This window comes from uncultured Algibacter sp. (assembly GCF_963976535.1).
GTDB lineage: Bacteria > Bacteroidota > Bacteroidia > Flavobacteriales > Flavobacteriaceae > Algibacter_B.
Map to the genome: position 1 here is coordinate 14343 of NZ_CAXBLF010000010.1, position 20818 is coordinate 35160.

General features: G+C 31.9%; 20 protein-coding genes. 10 read left to right on the forward strand and 10 right to left on the reverse strand.

Features of this window, described 5'->3' with window-relative positions:
* Nucleotides 1-61 precede the first annotated feature (61 nt).
* Nucleotides 62-1108, forward strand: coding sequence for an oxidoreductase (locus tag AAC024_RS04800; RefSeq protein ID WP_339894077.1), 1047 nt, complete (start codon nucleotides 62-64; stop codon nucleotides 1106-1108).
* Between the two features lie 12 nt (nucleotides 1109-1120).
* Here the strand turns inward: AAC024_RS04800 and AAC024_RS04805 are convergent, their stop codons facing one another.
* The 7 genes from AAC024_RS04805 to AAC024_RS04835 all read right to left on the reverse strand — a co-directional run bounded on the left by AAC024_RS04805 (nucleotide 1121) and on the right by AAC024_RS04835 (nucleotide 8490).
* Entirely contained in the window at nucleotides 1121-1564 is a 444-nt protein-coding gene (locus AAC024_RS04805; RefSeq protein WP_339894078.1) for a hypothetical protein, read from the reverse strand.
* Between the two features lie 13 nt (nucleotides 1565-1577).
* Nucleotides 1578-2084 (reverse strand): hypothetical protein, encoded by a 507-nt coding sequence (locus AAC024_RS04810; RefSeq protein WP_339894079.1) that lies wholly within the window; start codon nucleotides 2082-2084, stop codon nucleotides 1578-1580.
* A 45-nt stretch (nucleotides 2085-2129) separates the two neighbouring features.
* The gene (locus AAC024_RS04815) at nucleotides 2130-2672 is read right to left on the reverse strand and encodes an RNA polymerase sigma factor (protein WP_339894080.1); all 543 of its coding nucleotides are present in this window, start codon (nucleotides 2670-2672) and stop codon (nucleotides 2130-2132) included.
* A gap of 522 nt (nucleotides 2673-3194) precedes the next feature.
* Nucleotides 3195-5054 (reverse strand): ABC transporter ATP-binding protein, encoded by a 1860-nt coding sequence (locus tag AAC024_RS04820; RefSeq protein WP_339894081.1) that lies wholly within the window; start codon nucleotides 5052-5054, stop codon nucleotides 3195-3197.
* Nucleotides 5055-5140: 86 nt separating this feature from the next.
* On the reverse strand, nucleotides 5141-6871 hold the full coding sequence (locus AAC024_RS04825; RefSeq protein WP_339894082.1) for a phospho-sugar mutase: 1731 nt from the start codon (nucleotides 6869-6871) through the stop codon (nucleotides 5141-5143).
* Nucleotides 6872-6970: 99 nt separating this feature from the next.
* Nucleotides 6971-7921 carry a glycosyltransferase family 2 protein gene (locus tag AAC024_RS04830; protein ID WP_339894083.1) on the reverse strand — a complete coding sequence of 317 codons (951 nt, stop codon included), beginning with the start codon at nucleotides 7919-7921 and terminating at the stop codon, nucleotides 6971-6973.
* Nucleotides 7922-7959: 38 nt separating this feature from the next.
* Complete coding sequence (locus AAC024_RS04835; RefSeq protein WP_339894084.1) at nucleotides 7960-8490, reverse strand: DUF4199 domain-containing protein; 531 nt, start codon at nucleotides 8488-8490, stop codon at nucleotides 7960-7962.
* A 226-nt stretch (nucleotides 8491-8716) separates the two neighbouring features.
* On the opposite strand from AAC024_RS04835, the gene AAC024_RS04840 reads away from it, so the two are divergent.
* From AAC024_RS04840 to AAC024_RS04850, 3 genes are all read left to right on the forward strand, one after another.
* Complete coding sequence (locus AAC024_RS04840; protein WP_295982517.1) at nucleotides 8717-8968, forward strand: type B 50S ribosomal protein L31; 252 nt, start codon at nucleotides 8717-8719, stop codon at nucleotides 8966-8968.
* A 139-nt stretch (nucleotides 8969-9107) separates the two neighbouring features.
* Nucleotides 9108-10283: a GlmU family protein gene (locus tag AAC024_RS04845; protein WP_339894085.1), complete on the forward strand. Its 1176-nt coding sequence runs from the start codon at nucleotides 9108-9110 to the stop codon at nucleotides 10281-10283.
* A gap of 284 nt (nucleotides 10284-10567) precedes the next feature.
* Nucleotides 10568-10903, forward strand: a complete 336-nt coding sequence (locus tag AAC024_RS04850; protein ID WP_339894086.1) for a hypothetical protein — start codon at nucleotides 10568-10570, stop codon at nucleotides 10901-10903.
* Here the strand turns inward: AAC024_RS04850 and AAC024_RS04855 are convergent.
* Complete coding sequence (locus AAC024_RS04855; protein WP_339894087.1) at nucleotides 10900-12519, reverse strand: ABC transporter substrate-binding protein; 1620 nt, start codon at nucleotides 12517-12519, stop codon at nucleotides 10900-10902. The genes AAC024_RS04850 and AAC024_RS04855 overlap by 4 nt on opposite strands.
* A 136-nt stretch (nucleotides 12520-12655) precedes the next feature.
* Between AAC024_RS04855 and mtaB the strand changes: the two genes are divergently transcribed.
* Nucleotides 12656-13996, forward strand: coding sequence for a tRNA (N(6)-L-threonylcarbamoyladenosine(37)-C(2))-methylthiotransferase MtaB (mtaB, locus tag AAC024_RS04860; protein WP_339894088.1), 1341 nt, complete (start codon nucleotides 12656-12658; stop codon nucleotides 13994-13996).
* 155 nt (nucleotides 13997-14151) lie between these two features.
* Nucleotides 14152-14670, forward strand: coding sequence for a hypothetical protein (locus tag AAC024_RS04865; protein WP_339894089.1), 519 nt, complete (start codon nucleotides 14152-14154; stop codon nucleotides 14668-14670).
* Nucleotides 14671-14739: 69 nt separating this feature from the next.
* On the opposite strand, the gene AAC024_RS04870 is transcribed toward AAC024_RS04865, so the two are convergent.
* The gene (locus tag AAC024_RS04870) at nucleotides 14740-15036 is read right to left on the reverse strand and encodes an N-acetyltransferase (RefSeq protein ID WP_339894090.1); all 297 of its coding nucleotides are present in this window, start codon (nucleotides 15034-15036) and stop codon (nucleotides 14740-14742) included.
* 117 nt (nucleotides 15037-15153) lie between these two features.
* Here AAC024_RS04870 and AAC024_RS04875 point away from each other — a divergent pair, with 117 nt between their 5' ends.
* Both AAC024_RS04875 and AAC024_RS04880 read left to right on the forward strand, forming a co-directional pair.
* On the forward strand, nucleotides 15154-15819 hold the full coding sequence (locus AAC024_RS04875) for an alpha/beta hydrolase (protein ID WP_339894091.1): 666 nt from the start codon (nucleotides 15154-15156) through the stop codon (nucleotides 15817-15819).
* Between the two features lie 35 nt (nucleotides 15820-15854).
* Complete coding sequence (locus tag AAC024_RS04880) at nucleotides 15855-16781, forward strand: lytic transglycosylase domain-containing protein (protein ID WP_339894092.1); 927 nt, start codon at nucleotides 15855-15857, stop codon at nucleotides 16779-16781.
* A 22-nt stretch (nucleotides 16782-16803) separates the two neighbouring features.
* Here the strand turns inward: AAC024_RS04880 and AAC024_RS04885 are convergent, their stop codons facing one another.
* On the reverse strand, nucleotides 16804-17379 hold the full coding sequence (locus AAC024_RS04885) for a DUF2892 domain-containing protein (protein WP_339894093.1): 576 nt from the start codon (nucleotides 17377-17379) through the stop codon (nucleotides 16804-16806).
* A gap of 296 nt (nucleotides 17380-17675) precedes the next feature.
* Between AAC024_RS04885 and rpmH the strand changes: the two genes are divergently transcribed.
* Both rpmH and carB read left to right on the forward strand, forming a co-directional pair.
* Entirely contained in the window at nucleotides 17676-17837 is a 162-nt protein-coding gene (rpmH, locus tag AAC024_RS04890; RefSeq protein ID WP_295982498.1) for a 50S ribosomal protein L34, read from the forward strand.
* Between the two features lie 112 nt (nucleotides 17838-17949).
* Nucleotides 17950-20802 (forward strand): carbamoyl-phosphate synthase large subunit, encoded by a 2853-nt coding sequence (gene carB, locus AAC024_RS04895; RefSeq protein ID WP_339894094.1) that lies wholly within the window; start codon nucleotides 17950-17952, stop codon nucleotides 20800-20802.
* Nucleotides 20803-20818: the final 16 nt, after the last annotated feature.

Consider the following 20818-nt stretch of genomic DNA (forward strand, 5'->3'; position numbering starts at 1 on the left):
AATTCACGAATGTTTTTATTATTTGAATGAATAGACTTATCTTTCTTGAAAACTCGTATTTATGAAACAATTTAGTTTAATAATTTTATCAATTGGTTTGTTGTTTTCCTGTGAAAATAAGAAGACGTTTAAACATAGAGATTTTTCTAAAGTTGAGATGGAAACTTTGATGAAAGATTCTTTGTTAAGTGTTAGAGCAATTGATTTATTGAATGATAAAAGTTTAGTCTTTGCTTCAAATAAGGGTGTTTTTGGGTTGTTTAATGATAAAACACAATCATGGAAAACATCTATTCAAAAGCATGATACTTTAAATTTACATTTTAGATCTGTAGCTCATACAGCGTTAGATTTTTTCATTCTAAGCATAGATAATCCGGCATTGTTATATAAAACGGGTGATAGCGGCAACATGGAATTGGTTTATAAAGAAGAAGGCAAAGGTGTTTTTTATGATTCTATGAACTTTTGGAACGAACAAGAAGGTATTGCAATAGGCGATAGTACAAATGGCTGCTTGTCTATTATAATTACTCGTGATGGTGGAAATACCTGGAACAAATTATCATGTGATGTTTTACCCATAGGACTAGAGCATGAAGGTGCTTTTGCTGCAAGCGATACCAATATTGCTATTATTGGTGATAACACTTGGGTGGCCACTACCGCAGGACGCGTTTATTATTCGCCAGATAAAGGAAAAACTTGGAAAATATTTATGACACCAATAGTTAAAGAGAAAGATACGGAAGGGATTTATTCAATAGATTTTTATGATGAATTAAATGGATTCGCTGTTGGCGGTGACTATACTAAACCAGATGATAACTCAGCTAATAAAATTAGAACAAATGATGGTGGAAAAACTTGGGAGTTAGTTGCACAAAATAAAAATCCTGGGTACAGAAGTTGTGTGCAATATATTCCAAACAGGAATGGGATGGAGTTGGTAGCTGTCGGTTTTAAAGGTATAGACTATAGCAATGATTCTGGAAGTACATGGAAACAATTAAGTGATGAAGGGTTTTATAGCATTCGTTTTCTAAATGATTCTGTTGCTTATGCTGCTGGTGCGGGAAAGATTTCTAAATTGACTTTTAAGGAATAAAAAAGTAAGGAATTAATCTCTCTCTCTTTTTCTTTTTTTAAATTCTTCAAACATTTTCTTTTTAAAATCATCTTCAGCTATTTTTAGAAGAATTATTTTTTTTGGAGATAAAATACCAGAAAGGTTATTGGCAAATTCCATACGCAATTCATGCATTTTATTTTCAGCCTCACTGAGTCTTATTAAAAGCTCGTTGGCCTTTTCATCAGTCATAGTGTCAATGTTCTCTCTTATTTCTTGTCTAATGGCTTTAACCTCTTTAAATCTAATTGCAGAAGTCTCTTTTTCATGCGCATTGTAAATAGGCCAGAATTGTTGTGCTTCCTTTTCAGATAGGTCAAGCTTTTCGGTAATTACAGATACCTTTAATGCTTTTATACGTTCACCGTTTTTGTGTTGTGCTGTTATGTTTAATGACATAAACAACAAGAGTATGAAGGGGAGTATTTTTTTCATTTTATTAAATGTTTTATTCTATCATTAAGGCTTCAATGTCTGCGTTATCAAATAGATATTCTTCAATGTTATCGTCGTTAACAAAATAGTCAATTATAAATGCTTCATCAATATGCTCATCACTTAATAATGCTGCAATTTCATAAGAACTTATATTTTCATCTATAATATAATTTTCAACGGTTTCAGTTTCTAAATTATCAAAAGTTGGCTTAATCTCAAAAATTGAAAGATTAAACAATAATAGAATTGCAGCTGCAATACTTGAAACATAAATTAAGTTTCTTATACTAAATAGCTGAATTACTTTTGATTCTTTTTCACCTAAATTCTTTTCAAAAATACTATCGTTAAAAGACTCAAAGTAATCATCAGGCACTTTAAAGCCAGTTTCTTTAATTGACTCTAATTTACTTTTAGCATTTAATTTACTTATAATTTTTTCATCAAAAGATTCAAAATAATCATGAGGTGTTTTAAAACCTGCAGAGTTAATATTATGTAGTTTTTTGTACTTCATTTAATTTTTGTTACTGCTTATTTGACTAGGATCAAGCTGAAAGGTTTAATTATCAGTTAAATAGGCTTCAATCTTTTTTGACGCTATATGGTATGATGCTTTTAGTGCGCCTTCACTTGTTTCAAGTATTTCAGACATCTCTTTATATTTTAAATCTTCAAAATATTTCATATTAAAAACCAATTGTTGTTTTTTAGGTAATGTAGCAATGGCGCTTTGTAATTTTAATTGAATAGCATTTCCTTCAAAATAAACATCAGATTGAAGATTGTTTATAGCAAGTTGTTGGATATCTTCATTACTAACTTGCAATCGTTTTGCTTTTTTGTTTACGAATGTTATTGATTCATTTGTACCAATCCTGTACATCCAAGAAAATAATTTGCTGTCACCTTTAAAGTTATCTATGTTTTTAAAAATCTTTATAAATGTATTCTGAAGTACATCATCTGCATCGTCATGAGACTTTACAATATTACGAATATGCCAATATAAGCGCTCCTTGTAAAGTTCTAGTAGCACTTTAAAGGCTTGGTCTTTATGGTTTTCTGATTTTAATTGTTCTAATAGTTGTGCTTCTTCGATCAAAAACAATTGTTTAGTCTTTAGACTAATAAATATACTAAAAGTTTAACGTGAATTTTTTTAAGTTTTCAGATTACAGCTATGACTCTGAAAATCAGTTGTTAATATTATAAAACATCGATGAAGTGTAATTTAAACACGATTAAGTGTATTTTTTCTTGTAGGATAAGCTTTTATGTTTTATGTTTGTATCAGAAACCTACTTATGTTGTTAGTCTTCCCCAAGTCTAACAAAACCAGAAAAAGGATAGAAGCCCCCAAATCTCTATCCTTTTTTTATATTTATACATTATTGTCCGATAAAAGAATCAAGACCGCTGCGCTGATAGAATATAGAATCAAGACTTGATTTTAACTCATTGACAATCAATTTACAATAGATTTGTCATTTCAGAAAGCTTTTTTTTTTACTTGTTGTAAAAGTAAGGGGCATATCTCAAAAAATCTTTTAGCCTATACCCAATCTATCGTACGGACTATCTTATAAATTTTAATCGAACACTTTTGATTTATATAAGTATAGGCTTATTCAAAGCTTTGCATGTCTACTAATTTTTGATACACTCCTTTTTTAGCAATAAGTTCGTCATGTTTTCCTTGTTCTACAATTTCTCCTTTATTTAGCACTACAATTATATCTGCGTTTTGAATGGTAGAAAGCCTATGGGCAATTACAATGGAGGTTCTATTTTTCATCATGTTCTCTAAAGCTATTTGTACGAGACGTTCGCTTTCAGTATCCAATGCTGAGGTTGCTTCATCTAAAACCATAATAGGCGGACTTTTAAGAACGGCGCGCGCAATACTTAAACGTTGTTTTTGCCCACCAGAAAGTTTGCCGCCAGCATCTCCTATATTGGTGTTTATCTGTTCGGGGAGATCTTTAACAAACTCCCAGGCATTTGCAATTTTTAGTGCTTCAATGATATCTTCATCTGTTGCATCGTCATTTCCTAGTTTTAAATTGTTTTTAATGCTGTCGTTAAATAGAATGGCATCCTGTGTAACAATACCAAGTTGTTGGCGCAATGAGTTTGTAGATAAATCTTTTATATCTAAACCATCAATTAAAATACTGCCTTTATTTACATCATAAAATCTAGTGATAAGATTGGCAATAGTAGATTTACCACTACCAGATTGACCAACAAACGCGACTGTTTTTCCTTTAGGGATGATTAATGAAAAGTCTTTTAAAACATACTCATCTTGGTATTTAAATGAAATATTTTTAAATTCAATTTCAGAATCAAAACTATCCTTTATAATTGCGTTTTCTTTATCCTTTAATGGGTTTGGTGTATCTATAATTTCTTGTATTCGTTCTGCAGCAGCTCCTCCTTTTTTTATGTTATATAAGCCTCGCGAAATTGCTTTTGCAGGCGTTAATATATTATAGGATAAGCCCATGAATACAAGAAAAGTACTACCGTCTAATAATGAATTTGAATGTTCGTTAAGTACGAGATTCCCTCCATACCATAAGATAACTGCTATCATGCAAATTCCTAAAAACTCACTACTTGGAGCTGCTAAATTTTGACGATTGAGTAACTTGTTTGAAAAGTGATAAAAGCGAGAGGTAGATTCTTGAAATTTTTCGTTAAACTTATCTTCGGCACTAAACCCTTTTATAATGCGCAGACCTGTTAGTGTTTCTTCTAAAGTAGATAAAAATATACCCTGTTCTTTTTGAACGCGATCTGATTTTCGTTTTAAACTTTTACCAATTCTTGAAATAATAATTCCCATAATTGGGATAAAAACAAAAATAAATAATGTTAGTTGCGGACTTATATAAAGCATCATCGCAATTGTAAAAAGAATAGTTAAAGGCTCTCTAACTATGAGTTCTAAAACCGATAGGAACGAATATTGTAAATCTAAAACATCACTTGTTACTCGAGATAAAATATCACCTTTTCTTTGTTCTGATAAATATGAAAGGGGTAATTCAATAGTTTTTTTGTAAACATTATTTCTAATATCTTTAATAACTCCATTACGCAAAAACACTAAAAAATAGTTAGCTAAATAACCGAAAATATTTTTAAGTAAAAACATAACAACTATTAATCCTACAACAAACATTAGCGCTTTTGCATTATCTCCACCAGTGTATTGGTACATATAGTACGCCAAAAAATCTTTTGCATAACTATCAATTTCCATTAGCCCAGAATAAATAGGCTCAACTGGTGCAACAAATGCAATTGGTTCGCCGGTAGGATTCATGTTTTTCTTAAAAATAACATCCAACATAGGCTTTAAAGCTACAAAAGACAGTGTGCCAAATAAAGCATAAAACACATTAGAAATAATGTGTCCTACAGCATAACGTTTATAAGGCTTTGCATACCTTAAGATGTTAAGAAAATGATTCATCTAATGATACTTATTTTTTAAATTGGTTAATTCAGAAATTTAGAAAACAATCTATGATAAATCATTCTAATTTATGGAATGTTTCATTAAATGAGATTCATGTCTTTTAAGATTGTTTCAGCCTTAGTATCTAATTCGGCTTCTATAGATTTAAAATTTTCAACTGAATTTAATTTAGAATTCACACTTACATAAAACTTAATTTTTGGTTCGGTTCCGCTAGGTCTTAAGGCCACTTGACTTCCATCTTCTAAGTAATAAATAATAACGTTTGATTTTGGTATATCAATGCTACTTACTTCACCAGTAATCATATTTTTAGATATTGATAAATCATAATCTTCAAGTTTTAAAACTTTAGAACCATTTACTATTTTTAATGGGTTTTCACGCGCATCAGTCATCATTTGCTTAATTTCTTCTGCACCTTCAATACCTTTTTTAGTAATCGAAACTAATTTTTCTTTATAACAACCATGTTCAACATATAGTTTGATAAGTTCATTATAAAATGAACTACCATTTGACTTAGCTATAGCTGCAATTTCACAAGCAAGTAGCGTGGAGGTTACGGCATCCTTATCTCTTACAAAATTGCCTACCATAAACCCGAAACTTTCTTCACCACCACCAATAAAATTTAATTGAGGGAAGTCATTAATTAGTTTTGCAATCCATTTAAAACCTGTTAATACTATTTTGTTTTCAACCTTATATGATTCAGCAAGTTTATTAATCATAGGTGTAGAAACAATTGTGGTTGCAATAAATTCTTTACCTTTAATTTTATCTTCTGATTTCCATTTTTTTAATAAAAAAGCGACCATCATGACCATGGTTTGGTTACCATTAAGTAATTGCATTTTGCCTTCAGAATTTCGCACGGCTACCCCTAATCTGTCACAGTCAGGATCTGTACCTATTACAATATCTGCATGTTCTTTTTCTGCAAGTTCTAAAGCCATTTTTAAAGCTGCTGGTTCTTCTGGATTTGGTGAAGCTACCGTTGGAAAATCCCCATCAGGTTTTTCTTGTTCTTTTACTATATGTACATTTTTGTAACCTGCACGTTTTAAAGTTTCAGGAACCGCAGTAATAGAAGTTCCATGAAGCGAAGTGAATACAATATTCAAATCATCTTTTGCTGCTTGGGTAGCGCCAACATCTCCATTTCTAACTGATGCATCAATAAAGACATCATCAACGTCTTTTCCTATATAATGAATCAAATCATTATTTGCTTCAAATTTAATATTAGCATATTCCAAAGCATTAATCATATTAATAACAGCATCATCATGTGGTGGCACTAATTGTCCGCCATCTTGCCAATATACTTTATACCCATTGTATTCTGGTGGATTATGTGACGCCGTTAAAACAATACCACAATGGCAGTTTAAATGCTTTACAGCGAACGACAACTCAGGAGTTGCACGTAAATCTTCAAATAAAAACACCTCAATGCCATTTGCAGAAAACACATCAGCAACTAGTTTTGCTAATGATTTACTATTGTGTCTACAATCGTAAGCAATAACTGCTTTTGGAGTTTCGTTAGGAAACGATTTATGCAAATAATCACTTAAACCTTGGGTGCTTTTTCCCAATGTATATTTATTTATACGATTAGTGCCTACACCCATGATACCGCGCATGCCACCAGTTCCAAACTCTAAATCTTTATAAAAGCTTTCTTGAATATCTTTTGGATTGTTGGCAATACTATTTTTTATAATAGTTTGAGTGTCTTCGTCAAAAGCAGGAGTTAACCATGCGTTTATTCTATCTAAAATTTTTGGTTCAATGTATATCATAAGTTTAATATAAAGTAGATTACAAAAGTAATCAATTGTGAAAGAATAATTTTCAAAAAGGCACGTTTTTGAAACAATTGAAACCATTTTTGATATATTCTAACTAAAATTTAATTCATCTTTAATGGAATACCTTTTTTTGTCTGTTTTATTGCGTAAAATGAGTTCGCCTAAAAATCCAGCGACAAAAAACTGTGTTCCTATAATCATTGTAGAAAGTGCAATATAGAATTGTGGGCGTTGTGTAATAAGTCTGCCATCGGGATTTAAAAATAATTTGTCAATTCCTAGGTAAGTGGCAAAAGCAAACCCAATGGCGAACATTATAAACCCTAAAGCTCCAAATAAGTGCATGGGGCGTTTACCAAAGTGCGATAAAAACCAAATGGTTATTAAATCTAAAAAACCATGTATAAATCGATTCATACCAAATTTAGTTTCTCCATATTTTCTGGCTTGATGTTGTACTATTTTTTCGCCAATTTTTGTAAACCCCGCATTTTTAGAAAGCAAAGGCATATAACGATGCATTTCGCCATTAACATCAATGTTTTTTACAACATCTAAATTATAGGCTTTAAGGCCGCAGTTAAAATCATGAAGCTTAACTCCAGATGTTTTTCTTGCTGCCCAATTAAATAATTTGGATGGCAAATTTTTAGAAATAACTGAATCGTAACGTTTCTTTTTCCAGCCTGAAACTAAATCGTATTCATCTTTAACAATCATATGGTAAAGCTCTGGAATTTCATCAGGGTTATCCTGTAAATCCGCATCCATAGTAATCACAACGTTACCTTTAGCTTTTGCAAAACCTGCATGAAGTGCCTGGGATTTACCAAAATTCCTTAAAAAACGAATACCTTTTACGTCTTTATTTATTGTAGATAATTGTGATATAACTTCCCATGAATCGTCTGTACTGCCATCGTCTATAAAAATGATTTCATAAGAAAAATGATTGGACTGCATAACTTTTGCAATCCAATCATGTAATTCTGTTAAAGATTCTTCTTCGTTGAGTAGTGGTATAACTACAGATATATGCATTTAGAATAGATTCAAAATAATATTCAAAAATACTGAAATTATTCTGCCTCTGGGTTATTTTTTTTCATTGCAGCTGCTACTATTAATCCTATGATGCTAAAAACAACAAGATAGCCCGCTAAACCCTTAGTAACATTACCAATTGAATATTGATTTTGTGATTCCATTTGCTCAACAGTCTCAGCAATCACTTCTGTAGGTGTGTTAAAATTTTCCATCATTTCAACTGTTTTTTCGATGGTTTTTTCTTTTAAAACATCGGCAGCATCTGTGTCTATAACGTTAAATAATAAAAAAGATACCAGGGTGCTTATCAATAAACCAATTAAAACGGTTATAAAATATGATGTAAATGCCTGTTTAAAAGAGGCAAACCCATTTTGTGCTTGTTTAACTTTTGCTACTGATATAATTCCAAAAATTATGATAGCAATTAATATAAGTATCCCAACCCACATGTTAGTTAAAAGTTCCAAATTTAGAGCATAGGCTAAAACGGTTATTAATGCTAAAAACACACCTAAATAAAGCCCATAATTAGTTGCAATAGATTTCAAAGATTTTTCCATAATAATTTAATTAATTTGTTAGTTGCTTAGTTAGTAATCAAAGATAGTAAAACGTTACATTTAAATGAAAAAGAATTGCTTAAAGCAGAGCCTTAGGGATTTTGTTGACATTGTGATTCCTATGCAAATGGGAATCAAAATAAAAAATAATAAAAAGTATTGTGCATTTATAAAAAATACTTAAATTTGCACTTCCAAAATTGAAAAGAATAAAAAGCATATAGCGATGAGAAAAGGTATACATCCAGAAAATTATAGATTAGTAGCGTTTAAAGATATGTCCAATGAAGATGTGTTTTTAACTAAGTCTACTGCAGATACTAACGAAACTCTTGAAGTTGATGGCGTTGAATACCCATTAGTAAAAATGGAGATTTCTAGAACATCTCATCCATACTACACTGGTAAATCTAAATTAGTAGATACAGCTGGTCGTATTGATAAGTTCAAAACTAAATACGCTAAATTTAAAAAATAAGTTTAGATTAAAAGATATTTATAAAAAGCCTTTCTACTATAGAAAGGCTTTTTTATTTTTACATGAATCTATTTTCAATCATTAGTTCTAAGATAAGAGGATAAACTTTTAACTTTCAACTTTTAATTTTTTTGTTTTTATGAATTATATCCTTTTTGATGGTCCATCGCGTAATAATTTATTGCCTTTTACATTTACAAGACCAGTAGCCGATATTCGTGTTGGTATTTTAACCATTAGAGAAAAGTGGGAAACCTATTTAAAATCTACCACCACTACTATTACTGAGGATTATTTATCAGATAAGTATCCTATGGTTGAAATGGATGAAAACATTATGATTAATGCATCTTATCTTCCAAATTTAGAGTTGGTAGAAATGATAAGAAACTTGAAAGATAACCAAGCCATTTTTAAAGATGAAGATGTTATTGCGTTTTTTACAACAGAAGCTCAAGACGACATTAATTTTGAAAACTACGAAGCTATTGAGTTTGCTGAAGATATTATCAAAATAGAAAATAGTTGGGATATTTTTTCTAAAAATGGAGAAGCCATTGAAGAAGATTTTGAGTTAATTACAAAAGGAAGAACATCACAGCCCATACCTGCAAGTAACAACATTATAGCACCAGAAAATATTTTTATAGAAGAAGGCGCGAAATTAGAATTCACAACACTTAACGCTAGTAGTGGGCCTATTTATATTGGTAAAAATGCCGAAATAATGGAAGGTGCCTTAGTTAGAGGTCCTTTAGCATTATGCGAAGATGCAGGTATAAAAATGGGAGCAAAAATTTACGGACCTACTACAATTGGTCCAAATTCCAGAGTTGGTGGCGAAGTTAAAAACGCCGTCTTGTTTGCTAATTCTAATAAAGGACATGAAGGTTATTTAGGCAATTCCGTTTTAGGCGAATGGTGTAATTTAGGTGCAGACACCAATAATTCCAATTTAAAAAACAATTACGCCGAGGTGCGATTGTGGGACTACCAAACCGAAGGTTTTGCCAAAACCGGTTTGCAGTTTTGCGGACTCATGATGGGTGACCACAGTAAATGCGGTATAAACACTATGTTTAACACCGGCACCGTTGTTGGTGTAAGTGCTAATATATTTGGCAGCGGTTTTCCGCGAAACTTTGTGCCTAGCTTCAGTTGGGGCGGTAACAGTGGTTTCACAACCTATTTAACCAAAAAAGCCTTCGAAGTTGCTCAAATTGTTATGGCAAGACGTGAAATTGAGTTTACAGACCAAGACAAGGCTATTCTCGAACATGTTTTTGAAGAAACAAAAAAGTATCGAAGAGAATAGTATTTGGGCGCCTGCCTGCCGGCAGGCTGGTTACCACTCCCGATAGCTCCCGATAGCTATCGGGACGGAAGGTCGAGCTCATATCTTTTTTTAACGTCATTGCGAGGAGTGAGCGACGTAGCAATCTGTAAATATTTTGTTCTATAATTATTTGCAGTTTTGTTTTAAAAAAAGGATGCCGCTTCAATCCCTAACGTACTTATCCGCAGTATTCAAGTCGAAAGCATATAGCTTTCTAGTTTGCTAAAACTAGGTATTGTTTTATAAAAAAAATAAGAAAACGTATGTTAGGAATTATATTAATCTATTTTATTGGAAGACGATTTTACGATTTGTCTACTGAATACAATAAAAACAAATGGGTTTATGCTATTTTAAGTGTTGTTGCCTATTATGTTATTGGGTGGATTTTAATTTTTATAATTGCCTTTTTGGATATTTATGTTTTTGAATGGGGCTTTGATTGGGAAAGTAGTTATGGTATTAACCTTATATCGCTCCCAGCCGGTTTAATAGGTGTATGGGGAATGTATATACTATTGGAATATAAATGGAAAAAAGCTGTTGTTGTAATAAAAGACGAAATTAATGATATTGGTAAAAATATAGAAGACAACTAATCTTTCCTCACATACCTCAAATCCAATAAATTAATTGGGTTAGTACCCAATCCTTTTACATTTTTTCGAGTAAATCGTATCACTTCATCATAATATAAAGGCACCATAACCGTTTTTTGCATCACTAAAGAATCCATAGTAGTGTATAAATGCTTTCGTTTTTCAATATCGGTAATAGTAAAAGCTTTGTTGTATAAGCTATCAAACTGGGCGCTTTTGTAGTGAAAGTAATTAGAGCCATCAGGAGCAAAATTTTTACTGTAAAAAATGGACAAATAGTTTTCAGCATCTAAATAATCAGCAATCCAAGAACTTCTAAACATATCAACTTTTCCGTTTGATCTGGCAGATCTTAAAGTAGCTTCAGGCATCACATCAACATTAATTGTTAGTCCTGTTTTTTCTAATTCACGTTGTATAAATTCACAAAAACTCAAATAATTACTTGATGTTACTAAAGTAATTTCAGGATTTGTTATACCGCTTTCATTTTTAAATTGTTCAACCAGTTGTTTTGCTTTCTCAGGTTGATAGGTAAAACCAATTGATGGATTATGTCCGGGAAGTCCTTTTGGAATAAAGCCTCCATTTGCGGGGTTACCAATACCATTTCTTAAATAAATCATCATCTTCTTTCTGTCAAAACCATAATTTATGGCTTTTCGTATTAATTCTGACTGAATTTCTGGTGTTTGAGAATCTAAGTAAAAACCTAAATATTCAGTATTCAAATAAGGCCCTCGAATCATATCGACGGTTTCTGCGTATTTACTTCTAAGCTTGCCATCAGCAGTTAACAATTCATCTTTATATGAGGCATCTAAACTGTTTAAAAAATCAATATTTCCTTGAGCAAATTGTAAAAATTCACTTTGTTTATCTGGTAGAAATGTAATCGCCACTGCTTCTAGATAAGGCAGGGATTTACCTGTTTCATCTTTTTCAAAATAATGATTGTTTCTCCTAAAAACGAGTTTAATATTTTCTTCCCAACGTTTAAGCTTAAAAGGGCCTGTGCCAATAGGGTGCGATCTAAAATCAGTACCATAATAATCTGCAACTTCTCTAGGAATTACAGAGCAATATTTCATACTTAATAAACCAATAAATGCAGGAAATGGCTGTTTTAAAGTAATCTCAAAAACAGTATCGTTAACTGCTTTAAAACTATCAACCTTGTTTAAAACCCAGCTTCCTGGAGCTGCAGTTTTTTCGTCTTTTAAACGATTTAGGCTATATGTAAAATCATCAGCAACTACAGTTCTAGTAGAGTCTTTGCCAAATAGTTTGTGTTTATGAAAGTAAACATCGTTACGTAAAGTGAAAGAATAGGTTAGTCCGTCTTCAGAAATGGTCCAATCTTTTGCAACAGATGGAAGAATATTCAAATCACTATCTAATTGTACTAAACCATTAAATAGCTGATTGCAAACCCAGGTATCTTGAAGTGTTCTTGAAAAGGCCGGATCTAAAGTGTTTATATTGGCATGTTCGTTATAACGAAACACGAGATGGTCTTTGTGGGTGTTCGAGTTATTTCCGCAAGAAAAAAACAAAATAAGGATACAACTAATTGATAAATAGCTAATTATTTGTCTTGAAATTGGTTTTATCATGTAAGTTATTAGTTGTAAATTTGCGCGCTAATGTCATGTTGAGCGCAGTCGAAACATCTGTATATTGAATAATTATGACAAAATGTAAAGATAAATTTTAAAAGATCCTGAAACAAGTTCAGGATGACAAAAAGTAATGAATAAAAAAGTCGCATTTTATACTTTAGGTTGTAAACTGAATTTTTCAGAAACTTCTACCATTGCTAGAAATTTTAATAATGAAGGTTTTGATCGCGTTGATTTTTCTGAAAAAGCAGATATTTATGTAATTAATACCTGCTCGGTTACCGAAAATGCCGACAAGCGTTTTAAGACTATTGTAAAGCAAGCTCAAAAGGCTAATCCGGAAGCTTTTGTTGCTGCGGTTGGATGTTATGCACAGTTAAAGCCGCAAGATCTAGCAGATGTTAATGGTGTGGATTTGGTACTTGGAGCTACTGAGAAGTTTAATATAACCAGCTTTATTAACGATTTGTTAAGTCATCCCGAGCGCAGTCGAGGGGTAGGAGAAGTGCATTCCTGTGAAATAGAAGAAGCTGATTTTTATGTGGGGAGTTACTCTATAGGTGATAGAACTCGTGCTTTTTTAAAAGTACAAGATGGTTGTGATTATAAATGTACATACTGCACTATTCCTTTAGCTAGAGGTATTTCTAGAAGCGATACGATGGATAATGTTTTGAAAAATGCAAAAGCTATTTCTGAGCAAAACATTAAAGAAATTGTACTTACAGGTGTTAACATTGGCGACTATGGCAAGGGCGAATTTGGTAATAAAAAACACGAGCACACGTTTTTAGATTTAGTGACTGAATTAGATAAAGTAGAAGGGATTGAACGTTTACGAATTTCGTCTATTGAGCCTAATCTATTGAAAAATGAAACGATTGATTTGGTTTCGAAATCCAGAACCTTTGTTCCTCATTTCCATATTCCGCTACAATCAGGTAGCAATTTCATTCTTAAAAAAATGAAACGTCGTTACCTGCGCGAATTGTATGTGGATAGAGTTTCTAAAATAAAGGAAGTGATGCCTCATGCTTGCATTGGTGTGGATGTTATTATCGGTTTTCCTGGAGAAACAGACGAGCATTTCTTAGAAACCTATAACTTTTTAACAGCGTTGGATATTTCATATTTACACGTGTTTACCTATTCTGAACGAGATCATACTGAAGCTGCTGAAATGGCTGGTATAGTACCAAAAAATGTAAGAAGTAAACGAAGTAAAATGTTACGAGGATTGTCGGTGAAAAAGCGTCGTGCGTTTTATGAGAGTCAAGTAGGAACTATAAGAACAGTTTTGTTTGAAAGCCAAAATAAGGAAGGTTATATTCATGGCTTTACTGAAAATTATGTAAAAACAAAAACGCCTTGGAATCCTGAATTAGTTAATACTTTGCATGAAGTAGAACTCACTGAAATTGACGATGATGGGTTGTTAAGATTTGAGTTTTTAGAGGTGATGTCAAGGTGATTTCTTCTGGTTTTAGACAAGTAAACCCTGAATTTAAGCCATTTAGCTTATTTATTGTGCTAATAAATCTTCTGCATATACTTTTACAAGTAATCATACCAAATAGATTTTAAAATGATTGATTATAAAGTTTATTTGGTATTAAATGCCCCAATATGAATAAATTAATTTTAAACCTATGTATTACATTTGTTCTAGTATGTTTTACTAGTTGTTCCACTGATGATACTCAAGATTCAAATAATTCATCTATTACAGGTGTTTGGAAATTAACAGCTTGGAATATTGAAGGCGGATTTGATATTAATAACGACGGTACAGTAAGCTCCAATCTTCTAAACGAAATTGATTGTTCGCGTAACGAAACGTTATTTTTTGATAATAATGGTGTTGTGTCTTTAAATACAACCTTCAATCCTGATATAAACATCGCTTTGTTAAATGAAGAAACGAGCAAATATAGTTTTGATATTACCTGTGATACTGAAGGAGTTATAAGTTTAGCAACAGAATATACAATTAAGGGTTCAATAATTACTATAGGAGAAAGTGAAGCGATGATTGAAGGTCATCAGATTTCTTTAGTTTTTGAAGATAGAATTAAAATTTACAATGAAGATTTTACAGAGGTTTTAGAAACTATTGATTTAACGTTGGTTTACAACAAACAATAAAATAACTAATAGAAAATACAAAAGCCGAAACTTGTAGTTTCGGCTTTTGTACTTTTCATTAAAAGAAATTTATATTCTAACCCCAACAGGAAGCATTCGTTTGTACTTTCTGTTACTCCTAACAAATTTTGCTATTTCCGGACATGTAGGCATAACACTTAAATTACGCGATCCTATTTGTTCAAAAACAAGAGATAAAAATTCTTTTTTAAAATCTTCATCTTTAATGTTATCTGGAATAATTAGTTTGGTTAAAAAAATCTTTCGCTCTTGCAAAGAATATTCAATTTTTGCTAAGTCATCATCAATTTTAATTTCAAATTGACGTAGAAAATCGTTGTCAATTAATTCTGCAGCTTCAACCATAGTAAATTTTTGTTTTATTTCTTAGGAATCTAAAAATAGTGAGTACTATTTCTCTAACTTTGTGCAAAATTACGAAAAAAAATCGATAAAATAAAGTAAATTAAAGGTTAATGCCTTATGGTTCAAGAGATAATACATGTTTATTTAATGCCAGGAATGGCGGCTAGCCCGAAAATTTTTGAACATATTAAATTGCCTGAAAACCAATTTAAAATTCATTTATTAGAATGGTTAATCCCCTTGGATAACGAAACATTAAATGATTATGCTTTACGGCTATCTAAAAATATCAAACATGAGCATATCGTCTTGCTAGGCGTGTCGTTTGGAGGCGTTTTGGTTCAAGAGATAAGTAAGCATATTAAAGTTAGAAAACTCATTATTGTATCTAGTGTTAAGTCTAAGCATGAGTTGCCAAAAAAAATGCTTTTAGCTAAAGCTACCAAAGCTTATATGTTGGTTCCAACACAATTGGCAAGTAAAATTGATATCTTTGAGAAATATGCCTTTGGTAACAATATAGTAAAACGGTTAGAGCTTTATAAAAAATATTTGTCGGTTAACGATAGTAGGTATTTAAGTTGGGCAATAAAAGAAATGGTATGTTGGGAACAGACAGAAGTTCTTCCTGATATTACCCATATACATGGTGATAAAGACCCTGTATTTCCAATTAAATATATTAAAAACTGTATTGTTGTTAAAAACGGCACTCATATCGCAATTATCAATAAATATAAATGGTTTAACGAAAATTTACCCAAACTAATTTTAGGTAGCTAAACTTTTTTTTTTAATTTTATAAAAAACTTATTAAAATGAAGATATTACAGAAAGCATTGGCGTTTGTAGGATTATTAAGTTTATGTACATTATTTATTTATGCCCTCCAAGACGCTCCTACAGATGAAAATTTTGAAACAAAATTGATAAACGATTATAATGTTTATGCGCTACAAGTACCAGATGATTTGAATTTTGCAGGTGAACCTATGCCACTAGAAAATCCAGATATATTAGAGCGCATGGATAGAGAGTTGCTAGTTAATACGTATTGGCAATCAAACGGATTACTAATGTTTAAACGTGCTAAAAAATACTTTCCTATTATTGAGCCTATTTTAGCAAAATATGGTGTTCCAGATGATTTTAAATATTTGGCAGTTATTGAAAGTGGCTTGACTAATGCTGTTTCTCCAGCAGGTGCAAGAGGTGTATGGCAAATTATGCCTACTACAGGTAGAGAAGAAGGCTTGGAGGTAAATGAAAATGTTGATGAACGTTACAATTTAGAAAAGGCGACTGAGGTTGCTTGCAAGTATTTATTAGGTGCTAAAGAAAACTTGGGTTCTTGGACATTAGCAGCAGCGGCATATAATGCTGGAAATGCGGGTGTTTCAAGACGCTTAAAAGAACAAGGTGTATCTGGGTATTACGATTTACTTTTAGGTGAAGAAACAGGGCGTTATTTGTTTAGGATTGTAGCATTGAAAGAGATTTTATCAAACCCCAAAAAATACGGTTTCAATTTTCGAGATAAAGATTTATATACTAATATTCCAACATATAAAGTAGAGGTAGATACTGCTGTTACTGATTTTACCCAGTTTGCACAAAGGTTCGGAATTAACTATAAAATACTAAAACTTCATAACCCTTGGTTACGCGAGCCACACCTTAATAATAAATCAAGAAAACCCTATTTTGTAGAAATACCTAAAGCAGGGTATTATGGTTTAAACTAAGGTGAGAAACAAATAAATAATATTATCCTCTTCTTTTTTGAGCTCTTACAGAACCACCAGATCCGTAGTGTTGACTAGGGCCAACGGCACGTTTCATATTCTGCTTCATCATTTTAATTTGGTCTGTAAGCATGCCTTGTTTGTCTAGTTTTTGAGCTTCGGTAAGTAGTTTTTGAGCTTCTTGCTTTCTTCGTTTAGAAAAAGCAATACCAGCCAAATTTAGCTTTGCCATGGCTAAGTCATGATCCATTGATAAGCCTAAAGAAATGGCTTTTTTAAAGTATTTTTCGGCTTCATTCATATTATCTTGAGAAACCATGATACCATGTAGGTAGTTGTAATATCCTTGTTGTTTAGTTACTAAAGCAGTTTCTGGATTCTTAATTTTGTTTAGCCATTTTTTAGCACCTTCAAAATCTTGTTTTCGTAATCTTAAAAAAGCTAATAGGATAAATTCATTCTTAAAATACAGAAATATAAAAATTAGAGATAAAAATATAAGTGCAATACCATTTCCAATATAACCTTCTGTAAATTGATAAACAGCAAAGGCAATGATTCCAGCTGCAATGATAAGTTTTATGATTTTATTATACATGATAGTAAAATTTTGAATAGTAAATAGTACGCTTTATGTGTAAAACAAACTACTTTATAGTTTTAAGACTGCAAAGAAAGTAAATTTTTATCAAAATGTGCATATAGATAATTAACAAAATATACGGTTATGCCAAATAAATAGAGGTCTGACATAACTTTTAGAGACTTGATAAATAATTCAAATATTTTTCAAAAAATGATTTGCAAAGTAATAAAGGCTTTGTATATTTGCCCTCGGTTTTAATAGAGCCATCTATTTTAAAAATTACAATTCAGATTTAAAAAAATAAGACAATGCCAAAAAGAACGTTTCAGCCATCAAAAAGAAAGAGAAGGAATAAACATGGTTTCAGAGAAAGAATGGCTTCTGCTAATGGTAGAAAGGTGTTAGCGCGTAGAAGAGCTAAAGGAAGAAAAAAATTATCTGTGTCATCTGAAAATAGACATAAGAAATAATGATTAACAATTGTTGATAATTAAAAGGTGTTACTTAAGTGTAACGCCTTTTTTTGTATCTACTGATTACTATTTTTGCAACACATTAAAGTACAACATATAACCAGTAAAAATGCCAAAAAATCCAAAACTAAAATCGATACTAATTATTGGCTCAGGGCCTATTATAATTGGGCAAGCATGTGAATTTGATTATTCAGGAACTCAGGCCTTACGTTCGCTTAGAGAAGATGGAATTGAAACTATATTAATCAATTCGAATCCTGCAACCATCATGACTGATCCTACAATGGCAGATCATGTATACCTGTTACCATTAAATACAAAATCGATTATAAAAATTTTAAAAGAGCATCCTCAAATTGATGCGGTTTTACCAACTATGGGTGGTCAAACAGCATTGAATTTATGTATTGAGGCTGATGAAAAAGGAATTTGGAAAGATTTTGATGTTGAAATTATTGGCGTTGATATTGATGCTATAAATATAACTGAAGACAGAGAACAGTTTAGAGAGTTGATGCTTAAAATTGGCATTCCAATGGCGCCTCAAGCTACCGCTAATTCTTATTTAAAAGGTAAAGAAATTGCCCAGGAATTTGGATTTCCTTTGATAATTAGAGCATCATATACACTGGGTGGAGCAGGAGCCTCTTTTGTTTATAAAGAAGAAGATTTTGATGAATTATTAACACGTGGATTAGAGGTGTCTCCCATTCATGAAGTTATGATTGATAAGGCTTTAATTGGCTGGAAAGAATATGAATTAGAGCTACTTAGAGATTCAAATGATAATGTTGTAATTATCTGTTCTATTGAAAATATGGATCCGATTGGTATTCATACTGGAGATTCTATTACTGTAGCTCCAGCAATGACTTTGAGTGACAGAACGTATCAAAGAATGCGTGATATGGCAATCCATATGATGCGAAGTATTGGAGATTTTGCTGGTGGATGTAATGTGCAATTTGCCATTTCTCCTGATGAAAATGAAGATATTATCGCTATTGAAATTAACCCTCGTGTATCGCGTTCTTCTGCCTTAGCCAGTAAAGCTACCGGATATCCAATTGCAAAAATTGCTGCTAAATTAGCATTAGGTTATCATTTAGATGAATTAAATAATCAAATTACAAAATCTACATCGGCATTATTTGAGCCTACTTTAGATTATGTTATTGTAAAAATACCCAGATGGAATTTCGACAAATTTGAAGGGTCTGATAGACAACTAGGGCTTCAAATGAAATCTGTTGGAGAGGTTATGGGTATTGGTCGTTCTTTTCAAGAAGCGCTTCATAAAGCAACACAATCTCTTGAAATTAAGCGTAATGGGTTGGGTGCAGATGCAAAAGAAAATAAAAATTACGAACAAGTCATAGAAAAACTCACCTATGCCTCATGGGATAGGGTATTTATTATTTATGATGCCATTGCTATGGGGATTCCTTTAAGTAGAATTCATGAAATCACAAAAATCGACATGTGGTTTTTAAAGCAATATGAAGAATTACATTTTTTGCGACATGAAATTTCGACTTTCACTATAAATACTATTGAAAAGGATTTATTGCTTGAAGCTAAGCAAAAAGGTTATGGAGACAGACAGATAGCACACATGTTGGGTTGTTTAGAAAGTGAAGTGTATAATAGACGTGAAGAGTTAGGTGTAAATCGAGTTTATAAATTGGTTGATACTTGTGCTGCTGAATTTGAGGCAAAAACACCATATTATTATTCCACTTTTGAAAGTGATATGGAAACTGCAGATGGTAATCGTTATGCAGATAATGAAAGTATAGTTTCTGATAAGAAAAAAGTGATCGTTTTAGGTTCTGGACCAAATAGAATCGGTCAAGGTATAGAGTTTGATTATTGTTGTGTTCATGGTGTTTTAGCTGCCGCTGAATGTGGTTATGAAACCATCATGATTAATTGTAATCCTGAAACGGTTTCAACTGATTTTGATACCGCCGATAAATTATATTTTGAACCCGTTTTCTGGGAACATATCTATGATATTATAAAGCATGAAAAACCAGAAGGTGTTATCGTTCAACTTGGCGGGCAAACAGCTTTAAAACTTGCCGAAAAATTAACTAAATATGGTATTAAAATTTTAGGAACTAGTTTTGAGGCTCTTGATTTAGCTGAAGATAGAGGCTTGTTTTCAAACCTTTTAAAAGAAAATAATATACCTTATCCTGAATTTGATATTGCAACCACAGCTGATGAAGCTGCTGCTATTGCCGATGTGTTGGATTTCCCAATTTTAGTGCGACCTTCTTACGTTCTTGGTGGTCAGGGTATGAAAATTGTTATCAATAAAGAAGAGTTAGAAAAGCATGTAGTTGATTTATTAAGCAGAATGCCAGGGAATCAATTATTACTAGACCACTATTTAGACGGCGCTATTGAAGCAGAAGCTGATGCAATTTGCGACGGTGAGGATGTTTACATCATTGGCATTATGGAGCATATTGAACCTTGTGGTATTCACTCAGGAGATAGCAACTCTTTATTACCACCATTTAATCTTGGGCCTTTAGTGATGCAACAAATTATAGATCATACAAAAACTATCGCTTTAGCATTAAAAACAGTCGGTTTAATAAATATTCAGTTTGCTATTAAAGATGATACAGTTTATATTATTGAAGCAAATCCAAGAGCCTCTAGAACAGTACCATTTATAGCTAAAGCTTATGGCGAACCGTATGTAAATTATGCAACCAAAGTGATGCTAGGAGAGAAGAAAGTGAAAGACTTTAATTTCCAACCTAAGTTAGAAGGTTATGCAATTAAGCAACCTGTATTTTCATTTGATAAGTTTCATAATGTCAATAAAAAGCTAGGACCAGAAATGAAGAGTACTGGAGAAAGTATTTTATTTATTGATAGCTTAAAAGATGATGAATTCTACGATTTATATTCAAGACGAAAAATGTATTTGAGTAAATAGAAAAAGCTACTTTAAG

What these genes read in the sequence shown, in the direction of transcription:
- AAC024_RS04800 (WP_339894077.1), top strand. Translation starts at nt 62, where the DNA reads ATGAAACAATTTAGTTTAATAATTTTATCAATTGGTTTGTTGTTTTCC.
- AAC024_RS04805 (WP_339894078.1), bottom strand. Translation starts at nt 1,564, where the DNA reads ATGAAAAAAATACTCCCCTTCATACTCTTGTTGTTTATGTCATTAAAC.
- AAC024_RS04810 (WP_339894079.1), bottom strand. Translation starts at nt 2,084, where the DNA reads ATGAAGTACAAAAAACTACATAATATTAACTCTGCAGGTTTTAAAACA.
- AAC024_RS04820 (WP_339894081.1), bottom strand. Translation starts at nt 5,054, where the DNA reads ATGAATCATTTTCTTAACATCTTAAGGTATGCAAAGCCTTATAAACGT.
- AAC024_RS04825 (WP_339894082.1), bottom strand. Translation starts at nt 6,871, where the DNA reads ATGATATACATTGAACCAAAAATTTTAGATAGAATAAACGCATGGTTA.
- AAC024_RS04830 (WP_339894083.1), bottom strand. Translation starts at nt 7,921, where the DNA reads ATGCATATATCTGTAGTTATACCACTACTCAACGAAGAAGAATCTTTA.
- AAC024_RS04835 (WP_339894084.1), bottom strand. Translation starts at nt 8,490, where the DNA reads ATGGAAAAATCTTTGAAATCTATTGCAACTAATTATGGGCTTTATTTA.
- AAC024_RS04840 (WP_295982517.1), top strand. Translation starts at nt 8,717, where the DNA reads ATGAGAAAAGGTATACATCCAGAAAATTATAGATTAGTAGCGTTTAAA.
- AAC024_RS04845 (WP_339894085.1), top strand. Translation starts at nt 9,108, where the DNA reads ATGAATTATATCCTTTTTGATGGTCCATCGCGTAATAATTTATTGCCT.
- AAC024_RS04850 (WP_339894086.1), top strand. Translation starts at nt 10,568, where the DNA reads ATGTTAGGAATTATATTAATCTATTTTATTGGAAGACGATTTTACGAT.
- AAC024_RS04855 (WP_339894087.1), bottom strand. Translation starts at nt 12,519, where the DNA reads ATGATAAAACCAATTTCAAGACAAATAATTAGCTATTTATCAATTAGT.
- mtaB (WP_339894088.1), top strand. Translation starts at nt 12,656, where the DNA reads ATGAATAAAAAAGTCGCATTTTATACTTTAGGTTGTAAACTGAATTTT.
- AAC024_RS04865 (WP_339894089.1), top strand. Translation starts at nt 14,152, where the DNA reads ATGAATAAATTAATTTTAAACCTATGTATTACATTTGTTCTAGTATGT.
- AAC024_RS04870 (WP_339894090.1), bottom strand. Translation starts at nt 15,036, where the DNA reads ATGGTTGAAGCTGCAGAATTAATTGACAACGATTTTCTACGTCAATTT.
- AAC024_RS04875 (WP_339894091.1), top strand. Translation starts at nt 15,154, where the DNA reads ATGGTTCAAGAGATAATACATGTTTATTTAATGCCAGGAATGGCGGCT.
- AAC024_RS04880 (WP_339894092.1), top strand. Translation starts at nt 15,855, where the DNA reads ATGAAGATATTACAGAAAGCATTGGCGTTTGTAGGATTATTAAGTTTA.
- AAC024_RS04885 (WP_339894093.1), bottom strand. Translation starts at nt 17,379, where the DNA reads ATGTATAATAAAATCATAAAACTTATCATTGCAGCTGGAATCATTGCC.
- rpmH (WP_295982498.1), top strand. Translation starts at nt 17,676, where the DNA reads ATGCCAAAAAGAACGTTTCAGCCATCAAAAAGAAAGAGAAGGAATAAA.
- carB (WP_339894094.1), top strand. Translation starts at nt 17,950, where the DNA reads ATGCCAAAAAATCCAAAACTAAAATCGATACTAATTATTGGCTCAGGG.